Origin of the sequence: Variovorax paradoxus, from assembly GCF_024734665.1 — a bacterium.
GTDB lineage: Bacteria > Pseudomonadota > Gammaproteobacteria > Burkholderiales > Burkholderiaceae_C > Variovorax.
In genome coordinates, this window is sequence record NZ_CP102931.1 from 1,853,691 (window position 1) to 1,878,277 (window position 24,587).

General features: G+C 67.3%; 28 protein-coding genes. 11 read left to right on the top strand and 17 right to left on the bottom strand.

Translation table 11 applies throughout. The features are described 5' to 3' along the window. The first annotated feature begins 189 nt into the window (after positions 1 to 189). Complete coding sequence (locus NWF24_RS08585) at positions 190 to 339, top strand: hypothetical protein (protein ID WP_258353817.1); 150 nt, start codon at positions 190 to 192, stop codon at positions 337 to 339. Positions 340 to 354: 15 nt separating this feature from the next. Here NWF24_RS08585 and NWF24_RS08590 read toward each other — a convergent pair whose 3' ends face one another. Then, entirely contained in the window at positions 355 to 1,788 is a 1,434-nt protein-coding gene (locus NWF24_RS08590; RefSeq protein ID WP_258353818.1) for an FAD-binding oxidoreductase, read from the bottom strand. Continuing rightward, the gene (locus NWF24_RS08595) at positions 1,785 to 2,258 is read right to left on the bottom strand and encodes a DUF2069 domain-containing protein (RefSeq protein WP_258353819.1); all 474 of its coding nucleotides are present in this window, start codon (positions 2,256 to 2,258) and stop codon (positions 1,785 to 1,787) included. Before NWF24_RS08595 ends, NWF24_RS08590 begins: the two co-directional genes overlap by 4 nt. Here NWF24_RS08595 and NWF24_RS08600 point away from each other — a divergent pair. Continuing rightward, a complete protein-coding gene (locus tag NWF24_RS08600) occupies positions 2,257 to 3,468 on the top strand; it encodes a YihY family inner membrane protein (protein ID WP_258353820.1) in 1,212 nt (403 codons plus the stop codon). The two genes, NWF24_RS08595 and NWF24_RS08600, sit on opposite strands and share 2 nt — an antisense overlap. Here the strand turns inward: NWF24_RS08600 and NWF24_RS08605 are convergent. Further along, positions 3,465 to 3,803: an Mpo1-like protein gene (locus NWF24_RS08605; RefSeq protein ID WP_258353821.1), complete on the bottom strand. Its 339-nt coding sequence runs from the start codon at positions 3,801 to 3,803 to the stop codon at positions 3,465 to 3,467. The two genes, NWF24_RS08600 and NWF24_RS08605, sit on opposite strands and share 4 nt — an antisense overlap. Before the next feature lie 114 nt (positions 3,804 to 3,917). Between NWF24_RS08605 and NWF24_RS08610 the strand changes: the two genes are divergently transcribed. Then, positions 3,918 to 4,304: a thioredoxin family protein gene (locus NWF24_RS08610; protein WP_258353822.1), complete on the top strand. Its 387-nt coding sequence runs from the start codon at positions 3,918 to 3,920 to the stop codon at positions 4,302 to 4,304. Positions 4,305 to 4,319: 15 nt separating this feature from the next. Then, the gene (locus tag NWF24_RS08615; RefSeq protein WP_258353823.1) at positions 4,320 to 4,982 is read left to right on the top strand and encodes an NAD-dependent epimerase/dehydratase family protein; all 663 of its coding nucleotides are present in this window, start codon (positions 4,320 to 4,322) and stop codon (positions 4,980 to 4,982) included. A gap of 9 nt (positions 4,983 to 4,991) precedes the next feature. On the opposite strand, the gene NWF24_RS08620 is transcribed toward NWF24_RS08615, so the two are convergent. Beyond that, the gene (locus NWF24_RS08620) at positions 4,992 to 5,933 is read right to left on the bottom strand and encodes a LysR family transcriptional regulator (RefSeq protein ID WP_258353824.1); all 942 of its coding nucleotides are present in this window, start codon (positions 5,931 to 5,933) and stop codon (positions 4,992 to 4,994) included. Positions 5,934 to 6,049: 116 nt separating this feature from the next. Between NWF24_RS08620 and NWF24_RS08625 the strand changes: the two genes are divergently transcribed. Next, on the top strand, positions 6,050 to 7,477 hold the full coding sequence (locus tag NWF24_RS08625; protein ID WP_258353825.1) for a M20 family metallopeptidase: 1,428 nt from the start codon (positions 6,050 to 6,052) through the stop codon (positions 7,475 to 7,477). 8 nt (positions 7,478 to 7,485) lie between these two features. Further along, the gene (locus NWF24_RS08630; RefSeq protein WP_258353826.1) at positions 7,486 to 8,475 is read left to right on the top strand and encodes a Bug family tripartite tricarboxylate transporter substrate binding protein; all 990 of its coding nucleotides are present in this window, start codon (positions 7,486 to 7,488) and stop codon (positions 8,473 to 8,475) included. 12 nt (positions 8,476 to 8,487) lie between these two features. Here NWF24_RS08630 and NWF24_RS08635 read toward each other — a convergent pair whose 3' ends face one another. Beyond that, positions 8,488 to 9,294 carry an alpha/beta fold hydrolase gene (locus NWF24_RS08635; protein WP_258353827.1) on the bottom strand — a complete coding sequence of 269 codons (807 nt, stop codon included), beginning with the start codon at positions 9,292 to 9,294 and terminating at the stop codon, positions 8,488 to 8,490. A gap of 1 nt (position 9,295) precedes the next feature. Beyond that, the gene (locus NWF24_RS08640) at positions 9,296 to 10,606 is read right to left on the bottom strand and encodes an O-acetylhomoserine aminocarboxypropyltransferase (protein WP_093051563.1); all 1,311 of its coding nucleotides are present in this window, start codon (positions 10,604 to 10,606) and stop codon (positions 9,296 to 9,298) included. A gap of 164 nt (positions 10,607 to 10,770) precedes the next feature. Between NWF24_RS08640 and NWF24_RS08645 the strand changes: the two genes are divergently transcribed. After that, the gene (locus NWF24_RS08645; RefSeq protein WP_093051560.1) at positions 10,771 to 11,223 is read left to right on the top strand and encodes a CBS domain-containing protein; all 453 of its coding nucleotides are present in this window, start codon (positions 10,771 to 10,773) and stop codon (positions 11,221 to 11,223) included. A 15-nt stretch (positions 11,224 to 11,238) separates the two neighbouring features. Here NWF24_RS08645 and NWF24_RS08650 read toward each other — a convergent pair whose 3' ends face one another. Genes NWF24_RS08650 through NWF24_RS08660 form a run of 3 tightly spaced genes read right to left on the bottom strand, consistent with a single transcriptional unit; the run spans position 11,239 to position 14,427 of the window. Continuing rightward, complete coding sequence (locus NWF24_RS08650) at positions 11,239 to 12,321, bottom strand: nucleoside hydrolase (protein WP_258355262.1); 1,083 nt, start codon at positions 12,319 to 12,321, stop codon at positions 11,239 to 11,241. 19 nt (positions 12,322 to 12,340) lie between these two features. Beyond that, positions 12,341 to 13,318, bottom strand: a complete 978-nt coding sequence (locus tag NWF24_RS08655) for a Bug family tripartite tricarboxylate transporter substrate binding protein (RefSeq protein ID WP_258353828.1) — start codon at positions 13,316 to 13,318, stop codon at positions 12,341 to 12,343. Between the two features lie 8 nt (positions 13,319 to 13,326). Then, complete coding sequence (locus NWF24_RS08660; protein WP_258353829.1) at positions 13,327 to 14,427, bottom strand: adenosine deaminase family protein; 1,101 nt, start codon at positions 14,425 to 14,427, stop codon at positions 13,327 to 13,329. Between the two features lie 88 nt (positions 14,428 to 14,515). Between NWF24_RS08660 and NWF24_RS08665 the strand changes: the two genes are divergently transcribed. Further along, a complete protein-coding gene (locus NWF24_RS08665) occupies positions 14,516 to 15,478 on the top strand; it encodes a LysR family transcriptional regulator (protein ID WP_258353830.1) in 963 nt (320 codons plus the stop codon). Here the strand turns inward: NWF24_RS08665 and NWF24_RS08670 are convergent. Continuing rightward, positions 15,475 to 16,695, bottom strand: coding sequence for a polyhydroxyalkanoate depolymerase (locus NWF24_RS08670; protein WP_258353831.1), 1,221 nt, complete (start codon positions 16,693 to 16,695; stop codon positions 15,475 to 15,477). The genes NWF24_RS08665 and NWF24_RS08670 overlap by 4 nt on opposite strands. An 81-nt stretch (positions 16,696 to 16,776) precedes the next feature. On the opposite strand from NWF24_RS08670, the gene NWF24_RS08675 reads away from it, so the two are divergent. Further along, complete coding sequence (locus NWF24_RS08675) at positions 16,777 to 17,433, top strand: glutathione S-transferase (protein ID WP_093077815.1); 657 nt, start codon at positions 16,777 to 16,779, stop codon at positions 17,431 to 17,433. A gap of 8 nt (positions 17,434 to 17,441) precedes the next feature. Here NWF24_RS08675 and NWF24_RS08680 read toward each other — a convergent pair whose 3' ends face one another. From NWF24_RS08680 to NWF24_RS08705, 6 genes are read right to left on the bottom strand one after another with little or no spacing between them, the layout of a single operon-like run. Further along, a complete protein-coding gene (locus NWF24_RS08680; RefSeq protein ID WP_093176955.1) occupies positions 17,442 to 17,789 on the bottom strand; it encodes a DOPA 4,5-dioxygenase family protein in 348 nt (115 codons plus the stop codon). 7 nt (positions 17,790 to 17,796) lie between these two features. Continuing rightward, the gene (locus NWF24_RS08685; protein ID WP_258353832.1) at positions 17,797 to 18,420 is read right to left on the bottom strand and encodes a DUF4166 domain-containing protein; all 624 of its coding nucleotides are present in this window, start codon (positions 18,418 to 18,420) and stop codon (positions 17,797 to 17,799) included. 2 nt (positions 18,421 to 18,422) lie between these two features. Further along, positions 18,423 to 19,457 (bottom strand): SRPBCC domain-containing protein, encoded by a 1,035-nt coding sequence (locus tag NWF24_RS08690; protein ID WP_258353833.1) that lies wholly within the window; start codon positions 19,455 to 19,457, stop codon positions 18,423 to 18,425. Between the two features lie 43 nt (positions 19,458 to 19,500). Then, on the bottom strand, positions 19,501 to 20,457 hold the full coding sequence (locus NWF24_RS08695) for an SAM-dependent methyltransferase (RefSeq protein WP_258353834.1): 957 nt from the start codon (positions 20,455 to 20,457) through the stop codon (positions 19,501 to 19,503). 35 nt (positions 20,458 to 20,492) lie between these two features. Beyond that, positions 20,493 to 20,915, bottom strand: a complete 423-nt coding sequence (locus NWF24_RS08700) for a thiol-disulfide oxidoreductase DCC family protein (protein WP_258353835.1) — start codon at positions 20,913 to 20,915, stop codon at positions 20,493 to 20,495. Positions 20,916 to 20,974: 59 nt separating this feature from the next. Beyond that, positions 20,975 to 21,565 carry a GbsR/MarR family transcriptional regulator gene (locus NWF24_RS08705; RefSeq protein WP_258353836.1) on the bottom strand — a complete coding sequence of 197 codons (591 nt, stop codon included), beginning with the start codon at positions 21,563 to 21,565 and terminating at the stop codon, positions 20,975 to 20,977. Positions 21,566 to 21,685: 120 nt separating this feature from the next. Between NWF24_RS08705 and NWF24_RS08710 the strand changes: the two genes are divergently transcribed. Next, positions 21,686 to 22,780: a PA0069 family radical SAM protein gene (locus NWF24_RS08710; protein ID WP_097198673.1), complete on the top strand. Its 1,095-nt coding sequence runs from the start codon at positions 21,686 to 21,688 to the stop codon at positions 22,778 to 22,780. Here the strand turns inward: NWF24_RS08710 and NWF24_RS08715 are convergent. Continuing rightward, positions 22,777 to 23,331 (bottom strand): MarR family winged helix-turn-helix transcriptional regulator, encoded by a 555-nt coding sequence (locus tag NWF24_RS08715; protein ID WP_258353837.1) that lies wholly within the window; start codon positions 23,329 to 23,331, stop codon positions 22,777 to 22,779. The genes NWF24_RS08710 and NWF24_RS08715 overlap by 4 nt on opposite strands. Before the next feature lie 316 nt (positions 23,332 to 23,647). Here NWF24_RS08715 and NWF24_RS08720 point away from each other — a divergent pair, with 316 nt between their 5' ends. After that, positions 23,648 to 24,580, top strand: a complete 933-nt coding sequence (locus NWF24_RS08720; RefSeq protein ID WP_258355263.1) for a LysR family transcriptional regulator — start codon at positions 23,648 to 23,650, stop codon at positions 24,578 to 24,580. The last annotated feature ends 7 nt before the right edge of the window (positions 24,581 to 24,587 follow it).

Consider the following 24,587-nt stretch of genomic DNA (forward strand, 5'->3'; position numbering starts at 1 on the left):
TTTGGTTTTGAAAATCCCCGGGAGGGGTGAATAAGAACTATTCTTATTGGAGTGTATCACTGAATTGTTAGCCGAAGACATGACTGTGGCGCGTCGCGGATGAGCCGCCTTTGCCACTTTTGCCACTGGCTGTCGAAACTAACTGGTCAGGTTCTCGCGGCGTTGCCGCAGGCCGCGATGGTGCCGCCCATGGAAGGCAGCACGCACTATGTGCTGACCGCCAAGGCCGCGTCGATCCAGCAGGTGAGTCGGGCGCTGAAGGCGCAGGGCGTCGAGGCGCGGCGCATCAAGGCCAAGGCCAAGGCCTACTGGGCACCAGGGAAGACCGGGCTCGACTGAACGCGGGCCGCCAGGCTAGACCCGGATCACGCGACCCGGGTTCAGGATGTTCTTCGGATCGAGCCCGCGCTTGATCGCCCGCATCATCTCCAGCGCCACCGGCGACTTGTGCTTCTCAAGCTTGTCGACCTTGAGCGAGCCCACGCCATGCTCGGCCGAGAACGAGCCGCCGAACTTCTCGACCGCGTCGTACACCAGCGTGTTGATGCGCTCTTCCTCGTTCTTCAGGAACGCCTTGGTGTCGATGTTCTCCGGCGCCTGCACGTTGTAGTGCAGGTTGCCGTCGCCCAGGTGGCCGAAATTCACCAGCCGCACGCCGGCGATCTCGCGTGCCAGCAGCGCGTCGGTTTCTTGCACGAAGGCCGGAATGCGCGACACGGGAATCGAGATGTCGTGCTTGATGTTCAGGCCTTCCTCGGCCTGCGCGAGCGGAATGCTCTCGCGGATGTGCCACAGCTGGTGCGCCTGCGTGAGGTTCTCGGCCACCACCGCGTCGGAGACGCAGCCGTCTTCGAAGGCGGTTTCGAGCAGCGCCTCGAAGCGCGCACGCGCATGGTCTTCGGATTCGCTGTCGGAGTTTTCCAGCAGCACGCAGTACGGCACGGCCTCATCCTTGATGAAGGGCACGCGCAGCTGCGGCATGTGCTTGTCGACCAGGCTCAGCGCAAACTTGCCCATCACCTCGAAGCCCGTGAGGCCCGAGCCCAGGTGCTTGTGCGCGAGGCCCAGCAGCGTGACCGCGTGGTCGAGCGAGGGCACCGCGGCCCAGGCCGTGAGCTGCGCGGCCGGCAGCGGGTAGAGCTTCATGGTCGCGGCGGTGATGATGCCGAGCGTGCCTTCGCTGCCGATGACGAGGTCGCGCAGGTCGTAGCCGGTGTTGTCCTTGCGCAGGCCGCTGGTGCCTTCCCAGATCTCGCCCTGCGGCGTGACCACTTCGAGGCCCAGGCACAGCTCGCGCGTGTTGCCGTAGCGAACCACCTGCGTGCCGCCCGCGTTCGTCGCGAGGTTGCCGCCGATGGTGCAGCTGCCTTCGGCCGCGAGGCTCAGCGGGAAGAGGAAGCCGGCCTTCTCGGCCGTCTCCTGCAGCGTTTGAAGGATGCAGCCGGCCTCGACTGTCATCGTGAGGTTGGCGCCGTCGATGGTGCGGATCGCGTTCAGCCGCTGCAGGCTCAGCACCACCTGCGTGCCGCTCTCGTCCGGAATGGAGCCGACTGCCAAGCCGGTGTTGCCGCCCTGCGGAATGATGGCGGTGCCGGCGGCCGCACAGGCCTTGACCACATCGGCCACCTGCTGCGTGCTGCCGGGCCGCACCACGGCCAGCGACTTGCCGCGCGCGCGCTTGCGCCAGTCCTGCTCGTAGGCAGTGAGGTCGCCCTCGTTCAGCACGTTCGCCGCGCCGACGATGGCGCGCAGTTGATCGATCAGGGAAGAAGAAGCAGCAGTGGTCATTGGGCGGAAGCCTCCAGTTGGCGGGCAGCGTTCTTGGCGTGGCGCAGGCGCAGCCGCACATGCCATGCGCAGGCCGCGAAGAGCACGAGGCACAGCAGCACCTCGACGAGCGCGAGCACCTGGCCCACGCCGTTGGTGTCGCTCCAGGCGCGCACCACGCCCTCGGTGAAATAGAGCCAGATCATCAGGCTGACCCAGCGGTAGGTGTACATGCGGTTCTTCCACAGACCCGCGAGCGGAATGACGAGCGGCAGCACCTTCAGCGCCAGCAGCGAGCCACCCGGGCGCAGCGGCGCCAGCCACAGCTCCCAGGCCAGGCCCAGCACGATGAGGCCGACGAGGCTGCCCACGGCGGCCCAGCGGGTCGCGCGAACGGAGGAGGGCGGGAGCGGAGTGTCGGACACGTTGGGCGGCGAAGAGAAGGGAGCGCCCGGCAGGCGGCCAGCGGCGACAAAAAGAGCGGATGGCATGATAGCCGCCATGAATCGCAGGCAACTCTGGAGGGATCTTTCGCGCTTTCCGTGGCGCAACACCGCAGCGGTGCTGGGCGAGCGTTTTCGCGAAGACCGGCTCGGCCTCACGGCCAGCAGCCTGACCTTCACCACCACCATCGCGATGGTGCCGTTCTTCACCGTGGCGCTGGCGCTGTTCACCGTGTTCCCGATGTTCGCGAAGATGCAGGGCCGCCTGCAGCGCTGGCTCATCGAGAGCCTGATTCCCGACAACATCGCGCGGCAGGTGCTGGGCTACCTGAACCAGTTCGCGAGCAAGGCCAGCGGGCTGGGCATCGCGGGCCTGATCGTGCTGCTGATCACCGCCATCGCGCTGATCCTCACCATCGACAAGACGCTCAACAACATCTGGCGCGTGCGCTCGCCGCGGCCGTTCGCGCAGCGGGTGCTCATTTACTGGGCGGCCATCACGCTGGGGCCGATCATCCTTGCGGTGAGCCTGTCGACCACTTCGTACGTGGTCTCTGCCACCAGCGACGTGGTGGGGCGCGGCATGGTCAAGCTGTTCTTCGACACCTTCGAGTTCGCGCTGCTCGCGGTCGGCATGACCTCGCTGTACCACTACGTGCCCAACACCAATGTGCGCTGGTCGCATGCCTGGGCCGGCGGCATTTTCGTGGCGGCCGCCATCGAAATCGCCAAGCGCGTGCTGGCCTACTACCTGAGCCTGGTGCCGACCTATTCGGTGCTGTACGGCGCCTTTGCCACGGTGCCGATCCTGCTGGTGTGGATCTACGTGGCCTGGGTGATCGTGCTGCTCGGCGCGGTCATCGCGGCCTACTTGCCGAGCCTGCTCACGGGCGTGGCACGGCGCGGTGGCACTGCCGGCTGGCCCTTGCAACTGGCAATGGAAGCGCTGCAGCACCTGGCCCGCGCGCAGGCCACGCCGGCCAAGGGCATGGGCGCGACCGAACTGGTCACGCGCATGCGGGTCGATGCGCTGCAACTGGCGCCGGTGCTCGAAACGCTGGTGGCGCTCGACTGGATCGCACCGCTGGCGGAAGAGCCCGCCAACGAAGACCCGCGCTACGTGATGCTCGCGGACCCATCGACGCCCATCGAGCCGCTGCTGAAGGAACTGCTGATGCCACAGGCCGAGCCGCTCGAAGACCTCTGGCAGAAGGGTCCGCTGCGCTCGCTGCGCCTGGGCGACGTGCTCCTGATCTAGATCTTCACCCGACCGAGCCAGATGTCGCGGTACATCGCCCAGTCGCCCATGAAGGAGTAAAGCGGCCGCTTGAACGAGGCCGGCTTGTTCTTCTCGAACCCGAAGTGCCCGATCCAGGCAAAGCCGTAGCCCGCCACCAGCCCGGCCAGCAGCCACAGCGGGTTGAGTGTGACCACCAGCGCCACCAGGCACAGCAGAGAGATCGTCGAGCCCGCGAAATGCAGCCGCCTGCAGGTGATGTTGGCGTGCTCGGTCAGGTAGAACGGATAGAACTCCGCAAAGCTCTTGAATTGGCGCGGATCGACGGCAGATCGTGAGGCAGTCGTGGTGTTCATCGTGGAGTCTCCTGTGCCCCCCGAATCCCGTTGGGCGGGGGCTTTGTCCATAATAGCCACGACCTTCCGGCCGCACCACCCCGGCCTTCCGATCACACCACCGACGCATCAGCCTTGAGCGCCCTTCCAAGCACCCCCGAATCCGTCGAGCCGGCCAGCAACGATGCGCCGTGGGTCGTGTGCCTTTGCGCCGAATGGTGCGGCACCTGCCGCGACTACCGGCCGCTGCTCGAAGAGGTGGCGCGCGCGCATCCGCAGTTCCGCTTCGCCTGGGTCGACATCGAAGACCACGCAGACATCGCCGACGCCTTCGACGTAGAGACCTTCCCGACCCTGCTGGTTGCGGGCGCCGACGGCACGCGGTTTCTGGGCCCGCTGCTGCCGCACGCCGAGACGCTGTCGCGCATGCTCTCCGCGCTGCAGCCGCCAAAGCCTTCGAGCTTCGACGTCGACCTGCTGCTCGCCGTGCTCAACAAGAAGCCGACCGTCTTCACGGTCTGACCGGAAGCCCCTTCCATGAAAATCCTGATCTTCGGCGCCACCGGCATGGTGGGGCAGGGCGTGCTGCGCGAGTGTCTTCTAGCGCCCGACGTCGAGAGCGTCGTCGCGGTCGGCCGCAATGCCACGGGTCAGCAGCATCCCAGGCTGCGCGACCTGGTGCACAAGGACATGTACGACTACAGCGCCATCGAGCCGCAGCTGCAGGGCTTCGACGCCTGCTTCTTCTGCCTCGGCGTGTCGTCGGTCGGCATGAAGGAGCCAGAGTACAAGCGCATCACCTACGACCTGACGCTGGCCGCTGCCACCGTGCTCGCACGGCTCAACCCGGGCATGACCTTCACCTACGTGACGGGCGCCGGCACCGACAGCAGCGAGCGCGGCAGCAGCATGTGGGCGCGCGTGAAGGGCGCCACCGAAAACGCCCTGCTGCGCCTGCCGTTCAAGGCTGCCTACATGTTCCGCCCCGGCATGATCCAGCCGCTGCATGGCATTCGCTCGAAGACGCCGCTCTACGACGCTGCGATCGTCGTGCTCAGGCCCGTGCTCGGGCTGGCCCACAGCCTGTGGCCGAACAAGGTGACGACCACCGAGAAGATCGGCCGCGCCATGCTGGCCGTGGCGCGCAACGGCGCACCGAAGGTGCTGCTCGATCCGGCGGACATCAACGCGCTGGGCTGAAGAGCTTTTTCAGGCCGCAGCAGCCCGCGCCCGCCCCAGCTTGCGCCGGCCCGCGCTGGCGATTGCGCTCACCAGGTGCCGCACGAAGTCCTGCGCCAGCGGCGGCAGCGTGCGGCCTTCGAGCGCCAGCACCTGCAACTGCCGCTGCTGCAGCGGCGCCTCCGCAAAGGGTCGCGCCACCACCGTGCCCGCGTCGATCAGGTGCATCACCGTGAGCAGGCCCGACAACATCACGTCGGGCGTGCGCAGCAACGGCAGCAGCACCGACGAGAAATTGCTCACGAAGAGCGCGTGGTACTGCAGCCCCTGCAGGCTGCAGGCCTGGTCGAACAGCTGGCGCGCGGTCACGCCCCTGTCGCCCACGGCCAGCGGATAGCGCACCGCGTCGGCCACCGACACCATCCGCTGGCGCGCCAGCGGATGGTCAGGGCGCAGCACCGCGTACACCGGCGCGGTGGCCGTGTGTTCTATCTTCAAGCCCGGCTCGGGCGCGACCACGTACTTGAGCGCGATGTCGGTCTCGCCGCGCGCCAGCAGCGCACTCACGCCGTCGGGCGAGCCCACGTGCAGTTCGAGCTGGCAGCCCGGATTCGCGGATTCGAAGCTGCGCATCACCAGCGGCATGAAATGCCCCGCGAAGCCCTCGGTGCAGGCCATGCGGATGCGCCGTGCGCGCTGCCCGCCGAGGTCGCGCACCTGCTCGACCACCTGCTCGATGTCGAGCTGCGCATTGCGCAGGTGTGCGGCCAGCCGTTCGCCGGCGGCCGTGAGTGCCATGCCGCGCGCATGCCGCTCGAACAGCGGCGTGCCCAGGCTGTCTTCGAGCTTGGCGATCTGCCGGCTCACCGCCGAAGACGCCACGAACAGCCGCGCCGCAGCCTGGTTGACCGAACCGCTGCGCGCCACTTCGAGGAAGTGGCGCATCGGGATGCTGAGAAGCGGGAGAGTCATGACGCCAGGGTGTTGCCTTCAAGGCAATGGTAGCTTGCCAAAACGATGCTGGAAGCATCGGCCTTCAGGCCTTGTACTTGCTGCACCCGATGGACAGACAGACAAGGAAGCCCTTCATGCAACGCACAGACAGCCTGGCCGCTGCCGCCGCCTACTTCGACGGGGGCGGCTTCTTCGCCGACCTCCAGCGCCGCGTCGCCTTTCGCACCGAGAGCGACACCGGCGCCGCCACCCCCGCGCTGGAGGCCTACCTGCGCGAGGAAATGACCCCGCCCCTCATGGCGCTCGGCTTCGCCTGCGAGGTGGTCGCCAACCCGGTGCCTGGCGGCGGGCCGTTCCTCATCGCGCGCCGCATCGAAGACCCGGCCCTGCCCACGGTGATGACCTACGGCCACGGCGACGTGGTCAGCGGGCAGGACGCGCACTGGGAACAGGGCCTTGCCCCGTGGGCGCTGACCGTGCGCGGCGAGCGCTGGTACGGGCGCGGCACGGCCGACAACAAGGGCCAGCACAGCATCAACCTCGGAGGCCTTGCTGCCGTGCTCGAGGCGCGCGGCGGGCGCCTGGGCTACAACATGACGTGGCTCGTCGAGATGGGCGAGGAGGCAGCCTCGCCCGGCCTGCACGCGGTGTGCGCGCAGGAGCGAGACAAGCTGTGTGCCGACCTGTTCATTGCCAGCGACGGCCCGCGCGTGAGCGCCGCGCGGCCCACGCTGTTTCTCGGCTCGCGCGGCGCGGTCAACTTCAGCCTGCGGCTGCGCGCCCGGCCACGCGGCTACCACTCGGGCAACTGGGGCGGCGTGCTCGTCAATCCGGGCACGGTGCTCAGCCATGCGGTGGCCTCGCTGGTGGATGCGCGCGGCCGCATCCTCGTCGAAGCCTTGCGCCCGCCGCCGGTCACGCAGGCCGTGCGCGATGCGCTGGCCGACATCGCCATCGGCGGCGGCGCGGACGACCCCGCGGTCGACGAGGGCTGGGGCGAGCCCGGCCTGAGCCCGGCCGAGCGGCTGGTGGCGTGGAACACCATCGAGGTGCTGGCGCTCGGCGCGGGTTCGGCGCAACGGCCCGTCAACGCGATTCCTTCCGAAGCCGTGGCGCATTGCCAGCTGCGCTTCGTGGTCGGCACGCCATGGCAAGACCTGGAGAAGATCGTGCGCGCGCACCTGGACGCTCACGGCTTCGGCCAGGTCGAGGTGCAGATCACGCTGACCGGCGCGGCGACGCGGCTCGATGTCGAGAACCCGTGGGTGGGCTGGGCGCGCCGCTCCATCGCGCAAAGCAGCGGGCAGCGCGTCGACCTGTTGCCCAACCTTGCGGGCTCGTTGCCCAACGACGTGTTCGCCGACCTGCTGGGGCTGCCCACGCTGTGGGTGCCGCACTCGTACCCGGCCTGCGCGCAGCACGCGCCCAACGAGCACCTGCTCGCGCCGCTGGCGCGCGAGGGCCTGCAGATCATGGCCGGCCTCTACTGGGACCTGGGCGAGCCGGGGCTCGCGCCGTGGTCCGCCGGGCAACTGCCGCCATCCGTTTCTTCCCTTTCCTGATACGCACCATGAACCTTGTCATCTCACGTCGCGCCTTCGGCCTGCTGCTTTCCGCTTCCGCCGTCCTGGGTGCCCAGGCACCTGCCTTCGCGCAGAGCGCCTGGCCCGATCGGCCCGTCAGGCTGGTCGTGCCCTTTCCTCCGGGCGGCGGCACCGACATCGTGGCGCGGGCGATGGGGCAGACGCTGTCGGAGCATCTGGGCCAGCCCATCGTGGTCGACAACAAGCCCGGCGCCTCCACCATCATCGGCACCGACGCGGTCGCCAAGGCCGCGCCCGACGGCTACACGCTGCTGCTCTCGGGCTCTACCAGCTACAGCGTGAACCCGGCCCTGCGCGCCAAGCTGCCGTATGACCCGGTGCGCGACCTGGCGCCCATCGCTATCGTGGCGCGCACGCCGCTGGTGCTGGTGGTGGGCAAGGGCACGCCGTGGCACTCGCTGCCCGAGCTCATCGCCGCAGCCAAGGCCAAGCCGAAGAGCATCCGCTACGCCACCTTCGGCTCGGGTTCGGGCCCGCACCTGGCTGGCGAACTGCTCGCGCTGGCGGCCGGCATCCAGCTTCAGGACATTCCGTACAAAGGCAGCAGCCAGAGTTCGATGGCGGTGATCGGCGGCGAGATCGAGATCGGCATCGACACCGTGGCCGCCGTGGCGCCGCACGTGCGCTCGGGCAAGCTCCGCGCGCTGGGCATCGTGGGCGCGACGCGCTCCAGCATGCTGCCCGAAGTGCGCACGCTGGCCGAGCAGGGCCTGCCCGACGCCACATTCGATGCTTGGTACGGCTTTGCCGCGCCAGCCCGAACCCCGGCGCCAGTGATCGACAAGCTCGCCCGTGCGGTCACCGCGACCATGGGTAACCCTGCGCTGCAGGCGCAACTGCGAGCGCAGGGCATGGAGCCGGTGGCCATTGGCGCGGCGGCCTTCCGTACGCAGATGGAGGGCGAGATCTCGCGCTACCGTGCGCTCGCACACCGCGCGGGGATCGCGGCGGAATAAGAGCGTGCCTGCTCAGGCTGTCGCGAAGTCGCGCAGCGCGAACAGCACCGCATCGGGCGCCTCGCTCATCAGCGAGTGGCCGGCGTGCACCGTCACCACCTTGGCGTTGCGGGCCTTGCCCACCAGCGCCTTGGTGGCGCGCGGCGGCGTCATCTGGTCGGCGTCGCCGAGCAGGAACAGCACCGGGCACTGCACCTTCTCCATCGCGGCCTCGCCGTTGGCGTAGTCATTGCAGGCCTTGAAACCGATGTGGAACACGTTCGCATCGCGGTTGCTTGCGAGCACACGGCGCATCAGCGCGCGCGAGCTGCCGTAGAGCCAGGTGCCCGGCCCGAGCGAGGAGGGCGGCGGCGCCAGCAGCGAGTGCGAGAAGGTGTTGACCATCGCGATGGCGCGCTGCGGGTCGCTCACCGAGCTTTCGAGCAGCGCGGGCGACACCACCATCGGGTAGGCCGTGCCGACCATCGCGAGGTGCGTGATGCGGTCGGGTGCGCGCGAAGCCGTTTCGAGTGCGATCAGCGAGCCGAAGCTGTGGCCGATCAGCGCGGCCTTCTGCACGCCGGCCGCGTCGAGCAGCGCAATGATGAATTGCGCCGCGTCTTCCACGCTGGCGGGCGGCGGGCCTTCGCTCTTGCAGTGGCCCGGCAGGTCGACTGCGAGCACGTTCCAGCCGTGGTTGGCGAACCAGCGGCTTTGCAGGATCCACACGCTGTGGTCGTTGAGCACGCCGTGAATGAACACCACGGTGGGCTTGGCCGCATCGAAGGGCTTGCCGCCGGTGTAGCAGTAGGTGGTGTGGCCGTTGACGGTGTAGTTCATGTCAGGCGCCCGCCTTTTCCGCGGCCTTGAGCGCACGCTTCAGGTCGTCGATCAGGTCGGCCGGGTCTTCCAGCCCGATAGACAGGCGAATCGTCCCCTGAGAGATGCCCGCACCCGCCAGCGCCTCGTCGGTCATGCGGAAGTGCGTGGTGCTCGCGGGGTGGATGACCAGGCTGCGGCAGTCGCCCACGTTGGCCAGGTGGCTGAAGAGCTTCAGCGCTTCGATGAAAGCCTTGCCCTGCGCGCGGCTGCCCTTGATGTCGAAGCTGAACACCGCGCCCGCGCCGCGCGCTCCGTGGCGCAGCAGTTTCTGCGCGAGCACGTGGCTCGGGTGCGATTCGATCAGCGGATGTCCCACGCGCGACACGAACGGGTGAGTTGACAGGAACTCGACCACCTTCTGCGTGTTGTCGATGTGCCGTTCCATGCGCAGCGGCAGCGTCTCGATGCCCTGCAGGATCAGCCAGGCCGTGTGCGGGCTCATCGAGGCGCCGAAGTCGCGCAGGCCCTCGCGGCGGGCGCGCAGCAGGAAGGCGCCGACGGTGCTTTCCTCGCTGAACACCATGTTGTGGAAGCCGTCGTAGGCCTGCGTCAGCTCGGCGAATTTGCCGGACTTTTCCCAGTCGAAGCTGCCGCCGTCGACCACCACCCCGCCGATCACCGTGCCGTGGCCCGACAGGAACTTGGTGGCCGAGTGATAGACCAGGTCGGCGCCCCAGTCGAAGGGCTTGATCAGGTAGGGCGAGGTGAGGGTCGAATCGACCAGCAGCGGCACGCCGGCTTCGTGGGCGATGTCGCTCACCGCCGGAATGTCGAGCACGTCGAGCCCGGGGTTGCCCACGGTCTCGCCGAAGAACAGCTTGGTCTCGGGGCGTACCGCGGCGCGCCAGCCGTCGAGGTCGCCGGGCTTCACGAAGGTGGTGTCGATGCCGAAGCGGCGCATCGTGTAGTGCAGCAGGTTCTGCGAGCCGCCATACAAGGCCGTGCTGGCCACGATGTGCGAGCCCGCGCCCATCAGCGTGGCCACCGACAGGTGCAGCGCCGCCTGCCCGCTGGCGGTGGCGATGGCGCCAATGCCGCCTTCGAGCGCCGAAACGCGCTGCTCCAGCACGGCGTTGGTCGGGTTGCTGATGCGCGAATACACGTGGCCCGCGCGCTCCAGGTTGAACAGGGCCGCCGCGTGGTCGCTCGACTCGAAGACGAAGGAGGTGGTCAGGTGGATCGGCACCGCCCGCGCGCCGGTGGCGGGGTCGGGCGCGGCGCCGGCGTGCAGCGCGAGGGTGTCGAAACCGGGGTCGGAATATCCGGGCATGAGGGCCTTTCTGGGTCTGAGCAGTTGTCTCCTGGCAATGCCCCGTTACGTGTGCAATTCATGCGTCCGCGACATGGGCGCTCAGGTCGGCGTCGATTGTGGGCTATATTCAAAAACGGCACGCCCGCCGAGATAGCCGAGATTGAGTCCGAGAGGAGCACACGATGAAAGTCAGCGACATCCTTCGCGTCAAGGGCAATACGCTCTTCACCATCACGCCAGACGACCTGCTGGCAGAAGCCGCCAACACCATGGCGGAAAAGGACATCGGTTCGCTGGTGGTCATGGAGCACGGCGACCTGGTCGGCATGCTCACCTTCCGGGAAGTCATCGTGGCCATCGTCGGCAACGGCGGCCAGGTCGGCACCACGCTGGTCCGCAAGGCCATGGACGACGCCCCCGTCACCTGCACGCTGGAGACCGACCTCGACGAAATCCGCCGCATCATGCTGGAGCGCCACGCGCGCTACATGCCCGTGATGGACAAGCGCATGCTGATGGGCGTGATCAGCTTCTACGACGTGGCCAAGGCCGTGGTGGACAGCCAGAACTTCGAGAACAAGATGCTCAAGGCCTACATTCGCGACTGGCCGGCGGAAGACGAAAAGGCCGGCTGATCCCGGCCAGCCCGTTCAGGGCAGCCGCGCGATCTGCGCGCGCAGCAGCGTGTAGAAGCCTTCGGTGTCGGCCTCGCTGATCCACAACGTGTTGGGCGTGCGGCGGTTGTAGCCGCGAAAGTCGACCACCGTCGCGCCGGTCGTGAACTCGCCCTTCGTTTCCACGTCGACGCTCACCTTCGCGCCCTTGAAGAGTTCGGGCTTCAGCAGATACGCGATCACGCACGGGTCGTAGATCGGCCCGACCGCCACGCCCCGGCGGCGCAGGCCGTACGCCATCATCGAATCGAAGATATCCGCCACCACCTTGCCGGCGTTGTTGCCCATGGTGCGAAAGGGCACGATGCGCTCGGGCGTGAGCAGAACGCGTCGTGCCGCGTCGTGCGACATGGCCGTAACCGGCACGCCGCTGCGGAACACGATCGAGGCGGCCTCGGGGTCTGCGTACACGTTGAAGGTGGCGGCGGGCGTGATGTTGCCGCCCACGCCCCAGGAACCGTCCATCACCACGATCTCGGCAATGGCGGGCTTGATGTCGGGTGCCGAGTTGAGTGCCGCCGCGAAGTTGGTCAGCGGCCCCAGGCCCACGAGCGTGATGCTCTTCGGGGGCGCGGCGCGCAGCGTCTCGATGAGGTACTGCACCGCGTGCGTAGGCATCAGCGGGCCGCGCGGCTCGTGCAGCGTCGGGCCTTCCATGCCGGTCTTGCCGTGCACGTCGTCGGCGAAGATGGGTTCGCGCACCAGCGGGCGCGGGTAGCCGGCGTAGACCGGAATATCGGGCCTGCCCGCCCAGTCGCGCACGATGAGCGCGTTCTTCTCGGTCACGGTCAGCGGCAGGTTGCCAACGCTCACCGTCAGCGCCTTGATGTCGAGCCGGTCGGTCGCGGCCATGGCCATCAGCAGCGCGATGGCGTCGTCCTGGCCGGGGTCGGTGTCGATGATGACCTGGCGCTTGCTTGCCACGGGCGGCAACCGCGTGGCGGGCGTGCCGGCGAGCGCCTGTGCCAGTTCGGCGGGGCTGGGGCTCTGCGCGAAGGCCATGCCGGCGAGGCCGGCGGCGGACATGCCCAGCAGGGCGCGGCGGGACAGCGTGGGCATCGACGTGATCGTCACGCGCTCACTCCTTGATGTTGGCCGTCTGCACGATCTTCTGGTTGCGCGCGTACTCCGCCTGCACGAACTTCGCGAAGCTCTCGGGCGTGCCGCTGCCCGGCAGTGCGCCTTGCTCCATCAGCTTGCTGCGCACGCCTTCTTCCTGCAGCACCGCATTGAGCTCGTGGTTGATCTGCGCGACCACGGCCGGCGGCGTCTTCGAGGGCGCGAAGATGCCGGTCCAGCTCACCATGTCGAAGCCCTTGAGACCGGGCATCTCGTCGAAGGTGGGCACGTTGGGCAGCGCGGCCAGCCGCTTGCTGCTGGTGATGCCGAGCGCCTTCAGCCGCTTGCCGTTCACGTGCGGAATGGCGCTGGTGCTCACCAGCATCGCCAGGTCGACCTGGTCGCCGATCACGTCGGTGGCAATCTGCGCGCCGCCGCGGTAGGGCACGTGCGTGACGAAGATGCCGCTGCGCTCCTTCAGCAGCTCCATGGCCAGCTGCAGCACCGTGCCCACACCCGAGGTCGCGTAGTTGTACTTGCCGGGCTTGGCCTTCGCGAGCTTCACGAAGTCGGAGAAAGTCTGGGCCTCGAGACCGGGGCGCGCCACCAGCACCATCGGCGCGGTGTTGAGCAGGCCGACCGGCGCCAGGTCTTTCAACGGATCGAAGCGGAAGGCCGTGGGGTTGACCAGCTTGCCGATGGCGATGGCGCTGTCGGGCCCCACCACCAGCGTGTAGCCGTCGGGCGTGGCATTCACCGCCTTGGCTACGCCGATGGCGCCGCCCGCGCCGCTCACGTTCTCGATCACCACCGATTGCTTCAAGCGTTCGCCGAGGCGCTGCGCGACGAGGCGCGCGTTGACGTCCACGCTGCCGCCGGCCGTGTAGGGAACGATCAGCGTGATGGGCTTGGCGGCGGGCCATGCCTGCGCGAATGCCGCGGTGGGAAGCGCGGCGCAGAGTGCGGCGGCAAGGAGCAGGCGGCGGGGTGTGTTCATGGCGTGGGTCATTCGAGGGTGGTGGGGGCGGGTTCGGTATCGAGGCGGGCGCGCAGCGAGTCGAATTCATCGCTCCACTGCGTGCGCCATGCGCGGCGCTGCGTGTCGTCGATCCACGCACCGTCCAGGCCGTTGTGCATGAAGCCGCGCAGGTCGTCCAGGCCGAAGCCGAAGTCGCGCACCATCATCAGCCAGGCCTGCGTGGGCGTGACCTTGTGCAGCGTCGGGTCGTCGGTGTTGGGGTGGATGCGCAGGCCCAGGCCGGGCATGCGGCGGATCGGGTGGTCGATGGCCCATCGCTCGGGCGGCAGCGTGCGCAGGTAGTACGAGTTGGTCGGCACTACCGTGAAGATCACGCCGCGATCAGCACATTCGTGCGCGAAGTCGGGCTGGTCGACCACCGTGTAGCCGTGGTCGATGCGGTCGACCTGCAGCACGTTTAGCGCGGTGCGCACGTTGGTCCAGGGCATGCCGAACTCGCCCGCGTGCGCGGTGGTCTTCAGGCCCGCCTTCTTCGCATCGGCATAGGCCTGCGTGAACAGCTCGGGCGGACGGTCGACCTCGCGGTAGTCGATGCCGATGCCGATCACCTCGTCGCAGCGATGCGCCTTGACCCACTCGACCATCTCCACGGCCGCCTCGGGGCTGGCTTCGCGGTCGATGGCGGCGATGAGGCGGCCGACGATGCCGAATTCTTGCTGTGCGTCCTGGATCGCGCGGACGATGGCGCCTTGCGCGAGCGGGTAGGCGATGCCCGACTCGTGCACCGTGCCAGTCGGGTTCCAGAAGAACTCGGCGTAGCGCACGTTGTGCGAGGCCGCGTCCTGCAGGTATTCGAGCGTGAGCTGATAGAGATCGCCGGCGCTGCGCACCAGCTGGGCGTCGAGCGCGCGCAGCACCCGCAGCACGCCGACCGGTTTTTCGCCGCGCGTGTAGAAGCCCTCGATTTCGTCGGCTGCCAGCGGCGAGCCGGCGCGCAGGTTGAGCTGCTTGAAGGTTTCGTGGCGCACCGTGCCGAACAGGTGGCAATGCAACTCGGCCTTGGGCATGGCGCGGAGCATCGATTCCAGCGTGAAGGGCGCAGTGGGGGCAGGCGTGGGGCTGGTCATGCTGACCAGTCTAGTAATGGCGTTCTCATAAAGAAAATTTTGAATTTCTATAATTTGATTCACTGAATCAATAACCGGGGATTCGCCCATGGCCGCCTTGCCCCTGCGTGCGCTCACATTGCGCCAGCTGCAGTTCTTCTCGGTGCTTGTGGAAGAAGGCCAGTTCGGCCGCGCGGCGCGCCGGCTGGCCATCACGCAGCCGGCCTTGAGCAACGCCATCAAGCAGATGGAGAAATTGCTCGGCGCCGAACTGCTCACGCGCTCCACTCACCGGCTGGAGCTCACGCCCGTGGGCGCCGAAGTGCTGGCGCGCACCGACTTCCTGGTCAACACCTTCGAGGTGGCGCTGCGCGACATCGAAAGTACGGTGCAGCGCGGCCGCGCCTTCGTGCGCATCGGCGTGATTCCCTCGGCCAGCGCGCGCGTGGCGGCTGCTGCCAGCGAGTTTTTGCAGAGCGGGCAGCGCGAGGTGGAGCTGGCCTGGCGCGATGCCCCCTCGAACACGCTGCTGGCCGAACTGCGCAGCGGGCAGATCGACATGGCGGTGGCCGCCATCACCGAGCCGCCGGGCGGGCTGACCTGCATCGACCTGTTCCGCGACCCGCTGGTGCTGGTGGTGCGGCGCGACCATGCGCTGGCAGCGGCCGGCGATGCCCAGTGGGAGGCCATCGGCAAGGAGCGGCTGGTGCTGTTCGAACGCGGCAGCATGCCCGCGCTGGGAAACCCGGCGCGCGCGCAGTTCGCGCAAGGCCCGGAGCCGTACCGCGTGAGCTATTCCGAAACGCTCTATGCGCTGGTGCGCAGCGGGCAGGCGCTGGGCCTGATGCCGCGCCTGTACACCTCGTCGCTGCGCGACCCCGAACTGGTGGTGGTGCCGCTGCTGAAGCCGCGCGTCGAGCGCCGCGTGGTGTTGGCCTACCTGCCGGGGCCGATGCGCAATGTGGTGGCGCAGGAGTTGATCGCGTTCCTGCGCGAGCGGCTGCCGCAGGCCGGCGAGGCGATGGTGCGGCGCGTGAGCGGCAAGGGCGTGCGCGCGCGGCGCCAGTCCTAGCCGTTCAATTCAGCCGCGGCGTGGATCGTCTCCCGCACGCGCGGATAGATCTGCGCATTCCACTTGCTGCCGCTGAACACCCCGTAGTGCCCCACGCCGGCCTGCAGGTGATGCGTCTTGAGGTACGGCCGGATGCCCGTGCAGAGGTCTTGCGCCGCCACTGTCTGGCCCACGGCGCAGATGTCGTCGCGCTCGCCTTCGACCGTCAGCAGCGCGGTGCGGCGGATGGCGGCGGGGTTCACGGTACGGTCGCCCACGGTGAGCACGCCTCGTGGCAGGTCATACGTCTGGAAGACACGCTCGACGGTCTCCAGGTAGAACTCTGCCGGCAGGTCGTTCACGGCCAGGTACTCGTCGTAGAAGGTGCCGATGGTGCGGGCCTTCTCGATGTCGCCTTCGACCAGGTGGCTGTACATGTCCTCGAACTGCTTCTTGTGCCGCTCGGGGTTCATGCTCATGAAGGCCGAGAGCTGCAGGAAGCCCGGGTACACGCGCCGCATCATGCCGGCGTGCGGCCACGGCACGTGGCTGATGAGGTTGCGCCGGAACCACTCGATGGGCTTGCTGGTGGCCAGCGTGTTCACACCGGTCGGGTTGATGCGGCAATCGACCGGGCCGGCCATCAGCGTGAGGCTGCGCGGCGTGGCGGGGTTGTCGTCTTCGGCCATCAGCGCGGTGGCGGCCAGGGCGGCCACGCAGGGCTGGCAGACCGCGACCATGTGCACGCCCGGCCCCACGGCCTCCAGGAACTGGATGAGCTGCCGCGTGTAGTCGTCCAGGCCGAAGCCGCCGTGCCACAGCGGCACGTCGCGCGCGTTGTGCCAGTCGGTCAGGTACACGTCGTGGTCGCGCAGCAGCGTGCGCACGGTTTCGCGCAGCAGCGTGGCGAAATGGCCCGAGAGTGGTGCGGCCAGCAGCACCGGCGGATGCACCGCATCGGTGTCCTTGCGGAAATGCAGCAGGGTGCCGAAGGGCGAAACGAGGGTCGTCTCCTCGTGCACGGCCACTTCCGCGCCGTCGACCATGACGCTGTGTATGTCGTAGTCGGGCCGCGTATGGGTCAGCCGCATGCGCGAGAACACCTCGAACTGGGCGGCCATGCGCCGCAATATGGTGCGCTCCGTGCCGTCTTTCCACAGGGCCTTGCTCATGTACTGCGCCGCGAGCCGCGCCGGAGAGAGCAGGTCGGCTTGGTTCTGGTAGGCCCGGTACAGCATGAATACCTCGCAGGCAAGTTGTGGGCCAACCGCATGGCATGGCGCTTGCACGCAACGGCACAACGCCCAAGGAGCTTCACGATGGCCAAACCCGTTCTCACCATCAGCAGCAAGAACTACGGCGCGTGGGCGCTGCGCGGCTGGCTGATGTGCAGGCTGGCCGGGCTGGACTTCAGCGAGAAGGTCATTCCGCCCGACGATCCGGCCATGAAGGCTGAGATGCTGCTGCTGTCTTCGTCGATGCTCGTGCCCTCGCTGCAGCACGGCAGCGTGAAGGTGTGGGACACGCTGGCCATCGGCGAATACCTCAACGAGATCAAGCCCAAGGCCGGCCTGCTGCCGGACGACGTGGCGGCCCGCGCCCATTGCCGCGCCATCTGCGGTGAGATGCACTCGGGCTTCGGCTCGATGCGCGGCGCGCTGCCGATGAACATCAAGGCCCATTTCAAGAACTTCAAGGTGTGGTCGCGCGCGCAGGCCGACATCGACCGCATCGTCGCCATCTGGCGCGAATGCCTCAAGGCGTACGGCGGCCCCTTCCTGTTCGGCAAGCAGCCGGGCATGGCCGACGCGATGTACGCGCCGGTGGTCACGCGCTTCCTGAGCTACGACGTGGCGCTCGACAACGTGTGCGCGGCCTACTGCAAGCGCGTGATGGAGCTGCCGGCCATGAAGGAATGGGTGACGGCCGCGAAGCAGGAGCCGGAAGAGATCGACGAGCTCGACGCGGAGTTCTGAGAGCTGGCCTAGTGCCGGAACATCCGCAGGTCGAGCGCGCTTTCTTCGCCCAGCCACATGGCGTGCGCCGTGTGGTCGGCAAAGTCGTCGCCCGTCACGCCGTGCACGAACACGTCGAGCCCGTTGCGGTTGGCGTCGAGCCAGCCGATGACCTGGTCGAACTCGGCGGCGTCGAAGGCGAGCTGGCAGCTCCAGTGCGGATGCGGCCCCACCAGCCGCTCGTGCACGCGGCCGACCACCACCATCAGCTCGTGGCCCGCGCGCTCGCAGAGGGCGCGGGCCTGCACCACCGTATCGGGTGCGAAGTAGACGTGGGCGTGGTACTGGGCGTAGAGGTTTTCGGGGCGGCGTGGCATGGTGCGCTCATTGTGGCCCTAACCGCGGGCCCAGGTGAAAACGCCCGCTGTAGCGGAACACGTCGCCGAACCAGCGGTGGCGCAGCAGCATCTTCATGGTGAAGTGGTCGGCATCGACGGGGTCGGGCCGTTCCTCGACATAGGCGGTGCCGAGAAAGAGGCCGAGCGGCAGCGGAATGCGCAGCCCCGCGATGCGCCAGATGTAGCCCATGTCGCGGAACACCACCGCGCCGTCTTCAGCGCTCACCGCCAGGCGCATGCCGATGCCGAAGCGCACGTATTCGATCACCTCGCTGCCTTGCCCCGCGTCGTGTTCCATGTGCGAGCGGAAGTGGAAGGGCTGCTTGCCCGGGAAGTGGAAGACGCGGTCCCAGTAAAGCTTGGCGTCGTCAGGGTGGCAGCGGTAGTGCACCTCGATTGGTACGTCTTTGCCCTGGTGCGGAACGAGCGCGCCGAACAGCCGGCCGAAGGGCATCAGCAGCGCGGCCCAGGGGGCGTGCCAGACCTCGTTCATGGTGCCGCGCACGCACACGTAGTCGTCGGAGAACGGCGTCATCGTGTAGTGGCGGCGGATGACGTCGCCGAGCTGGTCCCACGCGGGGCCGAGCGCCTGCTGGAAGACTGGCTGCATCGTCATCCTGCTGCCGCCGTCGCGGTGGCTTCGCTGCGCGCCTTGTAGAAGCGCAGGATGTTCTCCGAGGCGTCATTGAGCAGCAGCTGCATGACCCGGTCCGCATACCAGTTGAAGCGCGTGCTCAGGCGCCACGACACCTCGACACGCAGCTCCGTGCCGCCGTCACGCGGGGTCAGCGTGTAGGTGGCGTCGCGCAGGTCGAAATACTGGCCGCCGATCATCACGTGGTCGTCGAGCGCTCCGGCCGGGAAGGAGTCTGGTGAGAAGCGAAAGCGCCACTTCAGCAGGCGGTTGGGCTGCCACTCGGTGACGATTTCTTCGAAGTGCACGTTCTTCTGCCATTGCACCTGGCGCACGCGGCCCTCGGGTGTGTCGACGGTCACGCCCGACACCGGCATCGGCACGCCGATGCGGTAGGCCCATGCGTCGCCGACTTCGCTGGGGCGGATGTCGCGCGCGGCGTTGAGTTCGTGCCACACACGTTCGGCCGGCGCGGCAATGAAGAGCGTGCGCGAGGTGTTCGAGAACTGGTCCGGGTTGGGCAATTGGGGCTCGATGCCGCCGAGCAGCAGCGGCATCAGGGCGAAGCTGTAGAGCGCGGGCTTGGGCCAGTTGGTGATGCGGCACACGATGCCCATTGCCAGCCCGCCAACGCTGCCCATCACCGCGAACAGCGGAATGATGACGATCGCACAGATGATGCCTTCGATGAACACCGCCAGCGTGCCGGTGACGAACAGCGCTGTCGCCACCCAGGGCGCCCAGAGGTAGTAGCCCCAACTGCGCCGCTCGATGCGCTCGGCCAGGTACACCGTGACCGCGCCGCACACTGCGGGCACGAAGTACACGAACGATCCAAGCATCGGCGAGAAGCGCTGGCCGGGCCCGCCGCTGAAGAGGACACGCAGCACCAGCGCGACGAGCGCGCCCGCCAGGATCGGCCAGAACCACGCGAAGGGCATGCGACGCCTGGGTTCGGCCTGCTCGGCGGGGGCGAGCTCGGAGAGCCTGCTTTCTTCGTTGTCGTTGCTCATGTGGAAACCTCTTCTCCTCGTTGTGCTTGTGTTGTTCGTTCTGTCAGTCGGCGCGGCGCTTCGCCGTGACCATGCAGTAGTCGAAGTCGCGCCAGAACATGCCCAGCGCGAGCGCGCAGTAGCTGGCCACGATGTGCTTGCGCCGCCACGGGCTGAGCTTGCCGCGCGCTTTCCAGAGCTCGGCCAGCGTGAAGCGGGTGGCCAGCACCGGGATGTGCAGCGCACTGGGCGCCACGCGCCAGCGCAGCGACTTCACCTCGATATCGTCGAAGCCGTGCTCGCGCAGCGCGGCGACGAAGTCTTCGCGCACGGCCAGCGTGGGCACGGCCCAGCTGTCGGCCCACAGGCGGTGCAGCCAGCTGGCCAGGCGGCCGGGTTGGGGCCGCAGCAGAAAGCCGTCAACGACAGCCAGCCGCGCACCGGGCTTCAGCAGCCGGGCGGCTTCGCGGATGAAGTCGGCCTTGGCGGTGCCGTCGGCATAGCAGGCGCTTTCGACAGCCCACGCGCCATCGGCCTGCGCGGCGGGCAGGCCGGTGCGTGTGTAGTCGGCTTCGAGGTGCGCCATGCGGTCGGCCACGCCGGCGGCGGCGTCCAGCTTCGCGGCAATGCGGTTCTGCACGGCGACGTTGGTCACGGTGATGGCGTAGAGCGATGGATCGTCGCCGACCAGCGTGCGCGCGGTGGCGCCGGCGCCGCAGCCCATGTCGATCACGCAGCGGCGTGGCGCGGTGCCGGGCTGTGCGTCGCCGAGCTGCAGCGCGCTGCCGACCACGCGGTTCATCTCCACCAGCATGCCTTCGCGCCGCAGCGGATTCAGTCCCGCGCGCCAGAAGCCGAAGTGCATGTTGTAGCTGGGGCTCCAGGCGCTGTAGTCGACTGCGACTTCGGTGAAGTAGTCCTGCGTGTCCTCGGACGTGATGGGCGAGCTGGCGTGGCTTGCCGGGGTGCGCAGGGGCGTTTCGTGCGGCACGCGGAAGTCGGGCTGGAAGACAGTGGGCATGGCGATTCCCTCGGTGGTTGCTTGTTTGTTGGTTCTCAGAGGCGGCAGTTGCCGTCGTCGCAGGAAGGCGCGACGCGCCCCGCCAGCCGTGCGGCCAGCCAGCGCGGAATGCGATAGCGGTTGCGCGCCAGCAGTGCATAGGCGCGGTCGGCCAGCGGCGCGACGATCGGCAGGTCGAGCAGGAAGCTGCCGCTCGACAGGCCCACCGCCGTGCGGCAGATGCGGATTGCGGGCACGCCGACGAATACCTGGCCCGCGGCGTCCGACACGTGGATGGCCGCCATCAGCGCGTCGCGCGGAGCCGGGCCGCTGCTGAACGCCGCTGGCGAGCAGTCGACCAGTTGCAGCCGGCCCGCCACATCGCGCGCCTTGAGGCTGCCCATTTCAGCCGAGCAGATCGCGCAGCTTGCGTCGAAGTAGATCGTGAGCGGGTAGGCAGGAAGGGCGGTGTGGCTCATGGTGCTTTGGGTTCTCGATATTTCTGTCAAAACAGAAACCGATGGGCAAAAAAAGGGCCTCAGATCATCGGCAGGCTGGCATGGTGCGCGTCCGGGTCTGCGTCCTTGCCCTTGTCGGTCGAAGCTGCATCACCGCGCACGAATCTTTGCACGCTCGCGCCCAGCGTCATCACCTTGTCGAGCGTGCCGGGCGACAGCCGCAGCATTTCGTCGGCCCAGGTGGCGAGCTTGTCCATGAGTTCCATGGTGGAGCGGATGCGGTCCTGCGCATCGGCCGGTTCCTTCTGGAAGTCGGGGCTGGAGACCAGCTCGCGCAGCACGCGCACGGTGGGGTCGAATTCGCGTTCCTTGCGCTCGCGCACGACGGTGCGGAACAGCTCCCACACGTCGACGCTGGTCTCGAAATAGTCGCGCCGGTCGCCCAGCGTGTGGGTCACGCGCACGAGATTCCAGGCCTGCAGCTCCTTCAGGCTGTTGCTGATGTTGGAGCGGGCGACGCCGAGCGTGTCGCACAGCTCCTCGGCGTTCATGGGCTTGCCGTGCGCGAAGAGCAGGGCGTGGATCTGCGAGACGGTGCGGTTGACGCCCCACATGGAGCCCATTTCGCCCCAGTGCAGGACGAACTTGCGTTGAATGTCGGTGAGTTCCATGGCGTCGAGTTTAGGATTTACGAAATTTCTGTCAATAGAGAAATTGAAAAACTGGCGACAACGGTGAATCAGTGGAATACTGTATGAATAAACAGTAAATCCAGCATCGAAGGAGTTGCCATGCCAGCTGCCCGGATCCCCATTCATGCCATCAAGGGCCGCGGCGCGGCCACGCACATCGCGCACCGCTTCTCGAAGGACGAGCGCAACGCCTTCGACGACGGCTGGGGCACGCTCGAAGAAGGCGTGGCCGAGGCCGATGAACTGCAGCCCATTGCCACCGAAGTGCGCTTCGAGGACGTGAAATCGGTGCTCAACGGGAACGACTCGCCCGACATCTACTTCGACCGCTCGCTCAATCCGTACCGCGGTTGCGAACATGGCTGCATCTACTGCTTCGCCCGGCCCACGCACAGCTACCTGAACCTCTCGCCCGGACTCGACTTCGAGACCAAGTTGATCGCCAAGCGCAACATCGTCGAAGTGCTGCGCACCGAGCTCGGGCGCAAGAGTTACAAGCCCAGCTACATCGCCATCGGCACCGCCACTGACTGCTACCAGCCCATCGAGCGCGATCTGCGGCTCACGCGCTCCATCATCGAACTACTGCAGGAAACGCGGCATCCATTCGCACTGGTCACCAAGTCGAGCGCCATCGAGCGCGACCTCGACCTGATCGCCCCCATGGCGGCCGAGCACCTGGTGGCCGTGTACGTGACCGTGACCACGCTCGACGGCGAACTCGCCCGCAAGCTGGAGCCGCGCGCCGCCGCGCCGCATCGCCGGCTGCGCACCATCCGCACGCTGACCGACGCCGGCGTGCCGGTCGGCGTGAGCGTGGCGCCGCAGATTCCCTTCGTCACTGAAGACATGGAGCAGGTGCTTGAAGCCGCGTGGGAGGCCGGCGCGCGCAGCGCCTTCTACACGGTGGTGCGGCTGCCGTGGGAGGTGGCGCCACTCTTCAAGGAATGGCTGATGCTGCACTATCCGCAGCGCGCCGACCGCATCATGGCGCGCATCCACGAGATGCGCGGCGGCAAGGACTACGACGCCGACTTCGCCACGCGCATGAAGGGCTCGGGCCTGTGGGCCGACCTGATCCACCAGCGCTTCGAGAAGGCCACGAACCGCCTCGGCTACAACCGCGAGCGCATTCCGCTGGACGTCACTGCGTTCCGGCCACCGGGTGCGGCAGGGCAGGGCAATTTGTTCTAGCCGTACTCAGGCGCGCACTCGGGCCACCGATGCCGCGTGCCGCCCGAGCGGCGGTCGGCTTTTTCCGGGACCACGCCCAGCGCGCTCAGTTCCCTGCCGCGCAGTTCGAGCCGGTGCAGGCACTCCAGAAGGATGTCGAGATGCTCCGCGTCGATGCCGTCGAGAAGATCCATGTTGAGGCGGGCGACCCGCGGAAACAGCGCATCGCAGAGCTCGCGGCCGGTGGGGCTCAGGCGCACATGCACTTCGCGGCCGTCCTGCGCATCCTGGCGCCGCTCCACCAGTTTCTTTTCGCTGAGGCTACGCAGGCCGCGTGAGGTGCGCACACGGTCCAGTTGCAGGCGCTCGGCAAATGCGGAGGAGGTGATCTCGCCGATCTGCGCAAGCATGCCGATCATTCCCCACTCGCGATGCGTGATGCCGAAGCCGCCTTCGACCAGGCGGGTTGCCATGCCGCTGCAGGCACGCACGGCACGCGACAGCCGGTACAGGAGCAGGTCGTCCAGGGAGCGCGGATCGCGCAGGGCATCTGCATTGGGAAAGGCTTGCATGCGAATCGGAAATGAAGAACTGTGGCCAAGCCGCTTTGGCGGCAAGTGATTGATTAGATTAACTATTGACTGCCTGTTTATAACAAAGCAACAAAGAATAAATAGTGTCAAAACAAATATCGATATGCAGGTCTTTATTTTTGAACACTCGTCAAGGTCAATGGGTCAGCTTCTGCTCAGTGTCGATGTAATTGTGCCGGTGCCGAATGGCGCTGTGTGATTGCAATTCGGGTATCGATCGATAGCAGTTGCGAAGTTGAAAAAAACCGAACGCCGCAAGCAAATCGTATTTCCGCCATTCACAGAAAGAATATCCGTGCTCGATCTGAACGAAGTCGCAATGTTCGTGCAAGTTGCGCGCCTCGGCAGTTTTGCCGAGGCCGCGCGGCAGCTGCGCATGCCATCGGCAACGGTGAGCCGGCGCATCCAGCAACTCGAGGCGCGCCTTGGCACCCGGCTGATGCAGCGCTCCACCCGCAAGCTGACGCTGACGAACGCAGGCCAGACCTTTCACGAGCGATGCGGCCCGGCGGTCGAGGAGCTGATCGAAGCCGGTCAATCGCACGTCGCGGATAGCCAGGAGCCGAGCGGCGTGATCCGGGTGGCCGCCTCGGCCAGCTTCTTCGAATACTTCGAAATGGAATGGGTGTCGGCCTTTCTCGCTGCGCACCCCCTGGTGCAAATCGACTTTGTTCTCAGCGATATCACGGCCGACCTCATTGCCGACCGCATCGACGTCGCGTTTCGCATCGGTTCCCTGCCGGACTCCAGCTACGTTGCCCGCAGGATCTTTGCAAGCTACGGGGGGCTTCTTGCCAGTCCTGCCTATCTGGCGGCGCATGGTGCGCCCGCCGATCTGGAGGAATTGAGCAGGCACGCGTGCGTGACACAGCCACCAGAGACCGGAAATCTCGCCATCTGGCGCCTCCAGGGGGCCGACGGCATAGAGGAAGAGGTGCGAGTGAGAGGGTGCTTCACCAGCAACATGCAAGTGGCGCTGCGCGAGGCCGCTTGCGCCGGGCTCGGCATCGTCGCGCTGCCGTCGATCCTGACGGCGGCGGAGGTGGCGGCTGGCCGGCTGGTGCCAGTGCTGCCGCAATACATGCGGGCGGGCCGCGGCTTGAGCGTCGTCTACCCCAGCCGCCAGCAGCGGCCGCTGGCAGTCTCGGCGTTCGTCGACATGGCCGTGGAAAAGCTCAGCCTGCAGGAGTGGACACCGTCGTCCCCCGCATTAATTGACGTCTCGTAATTCATTG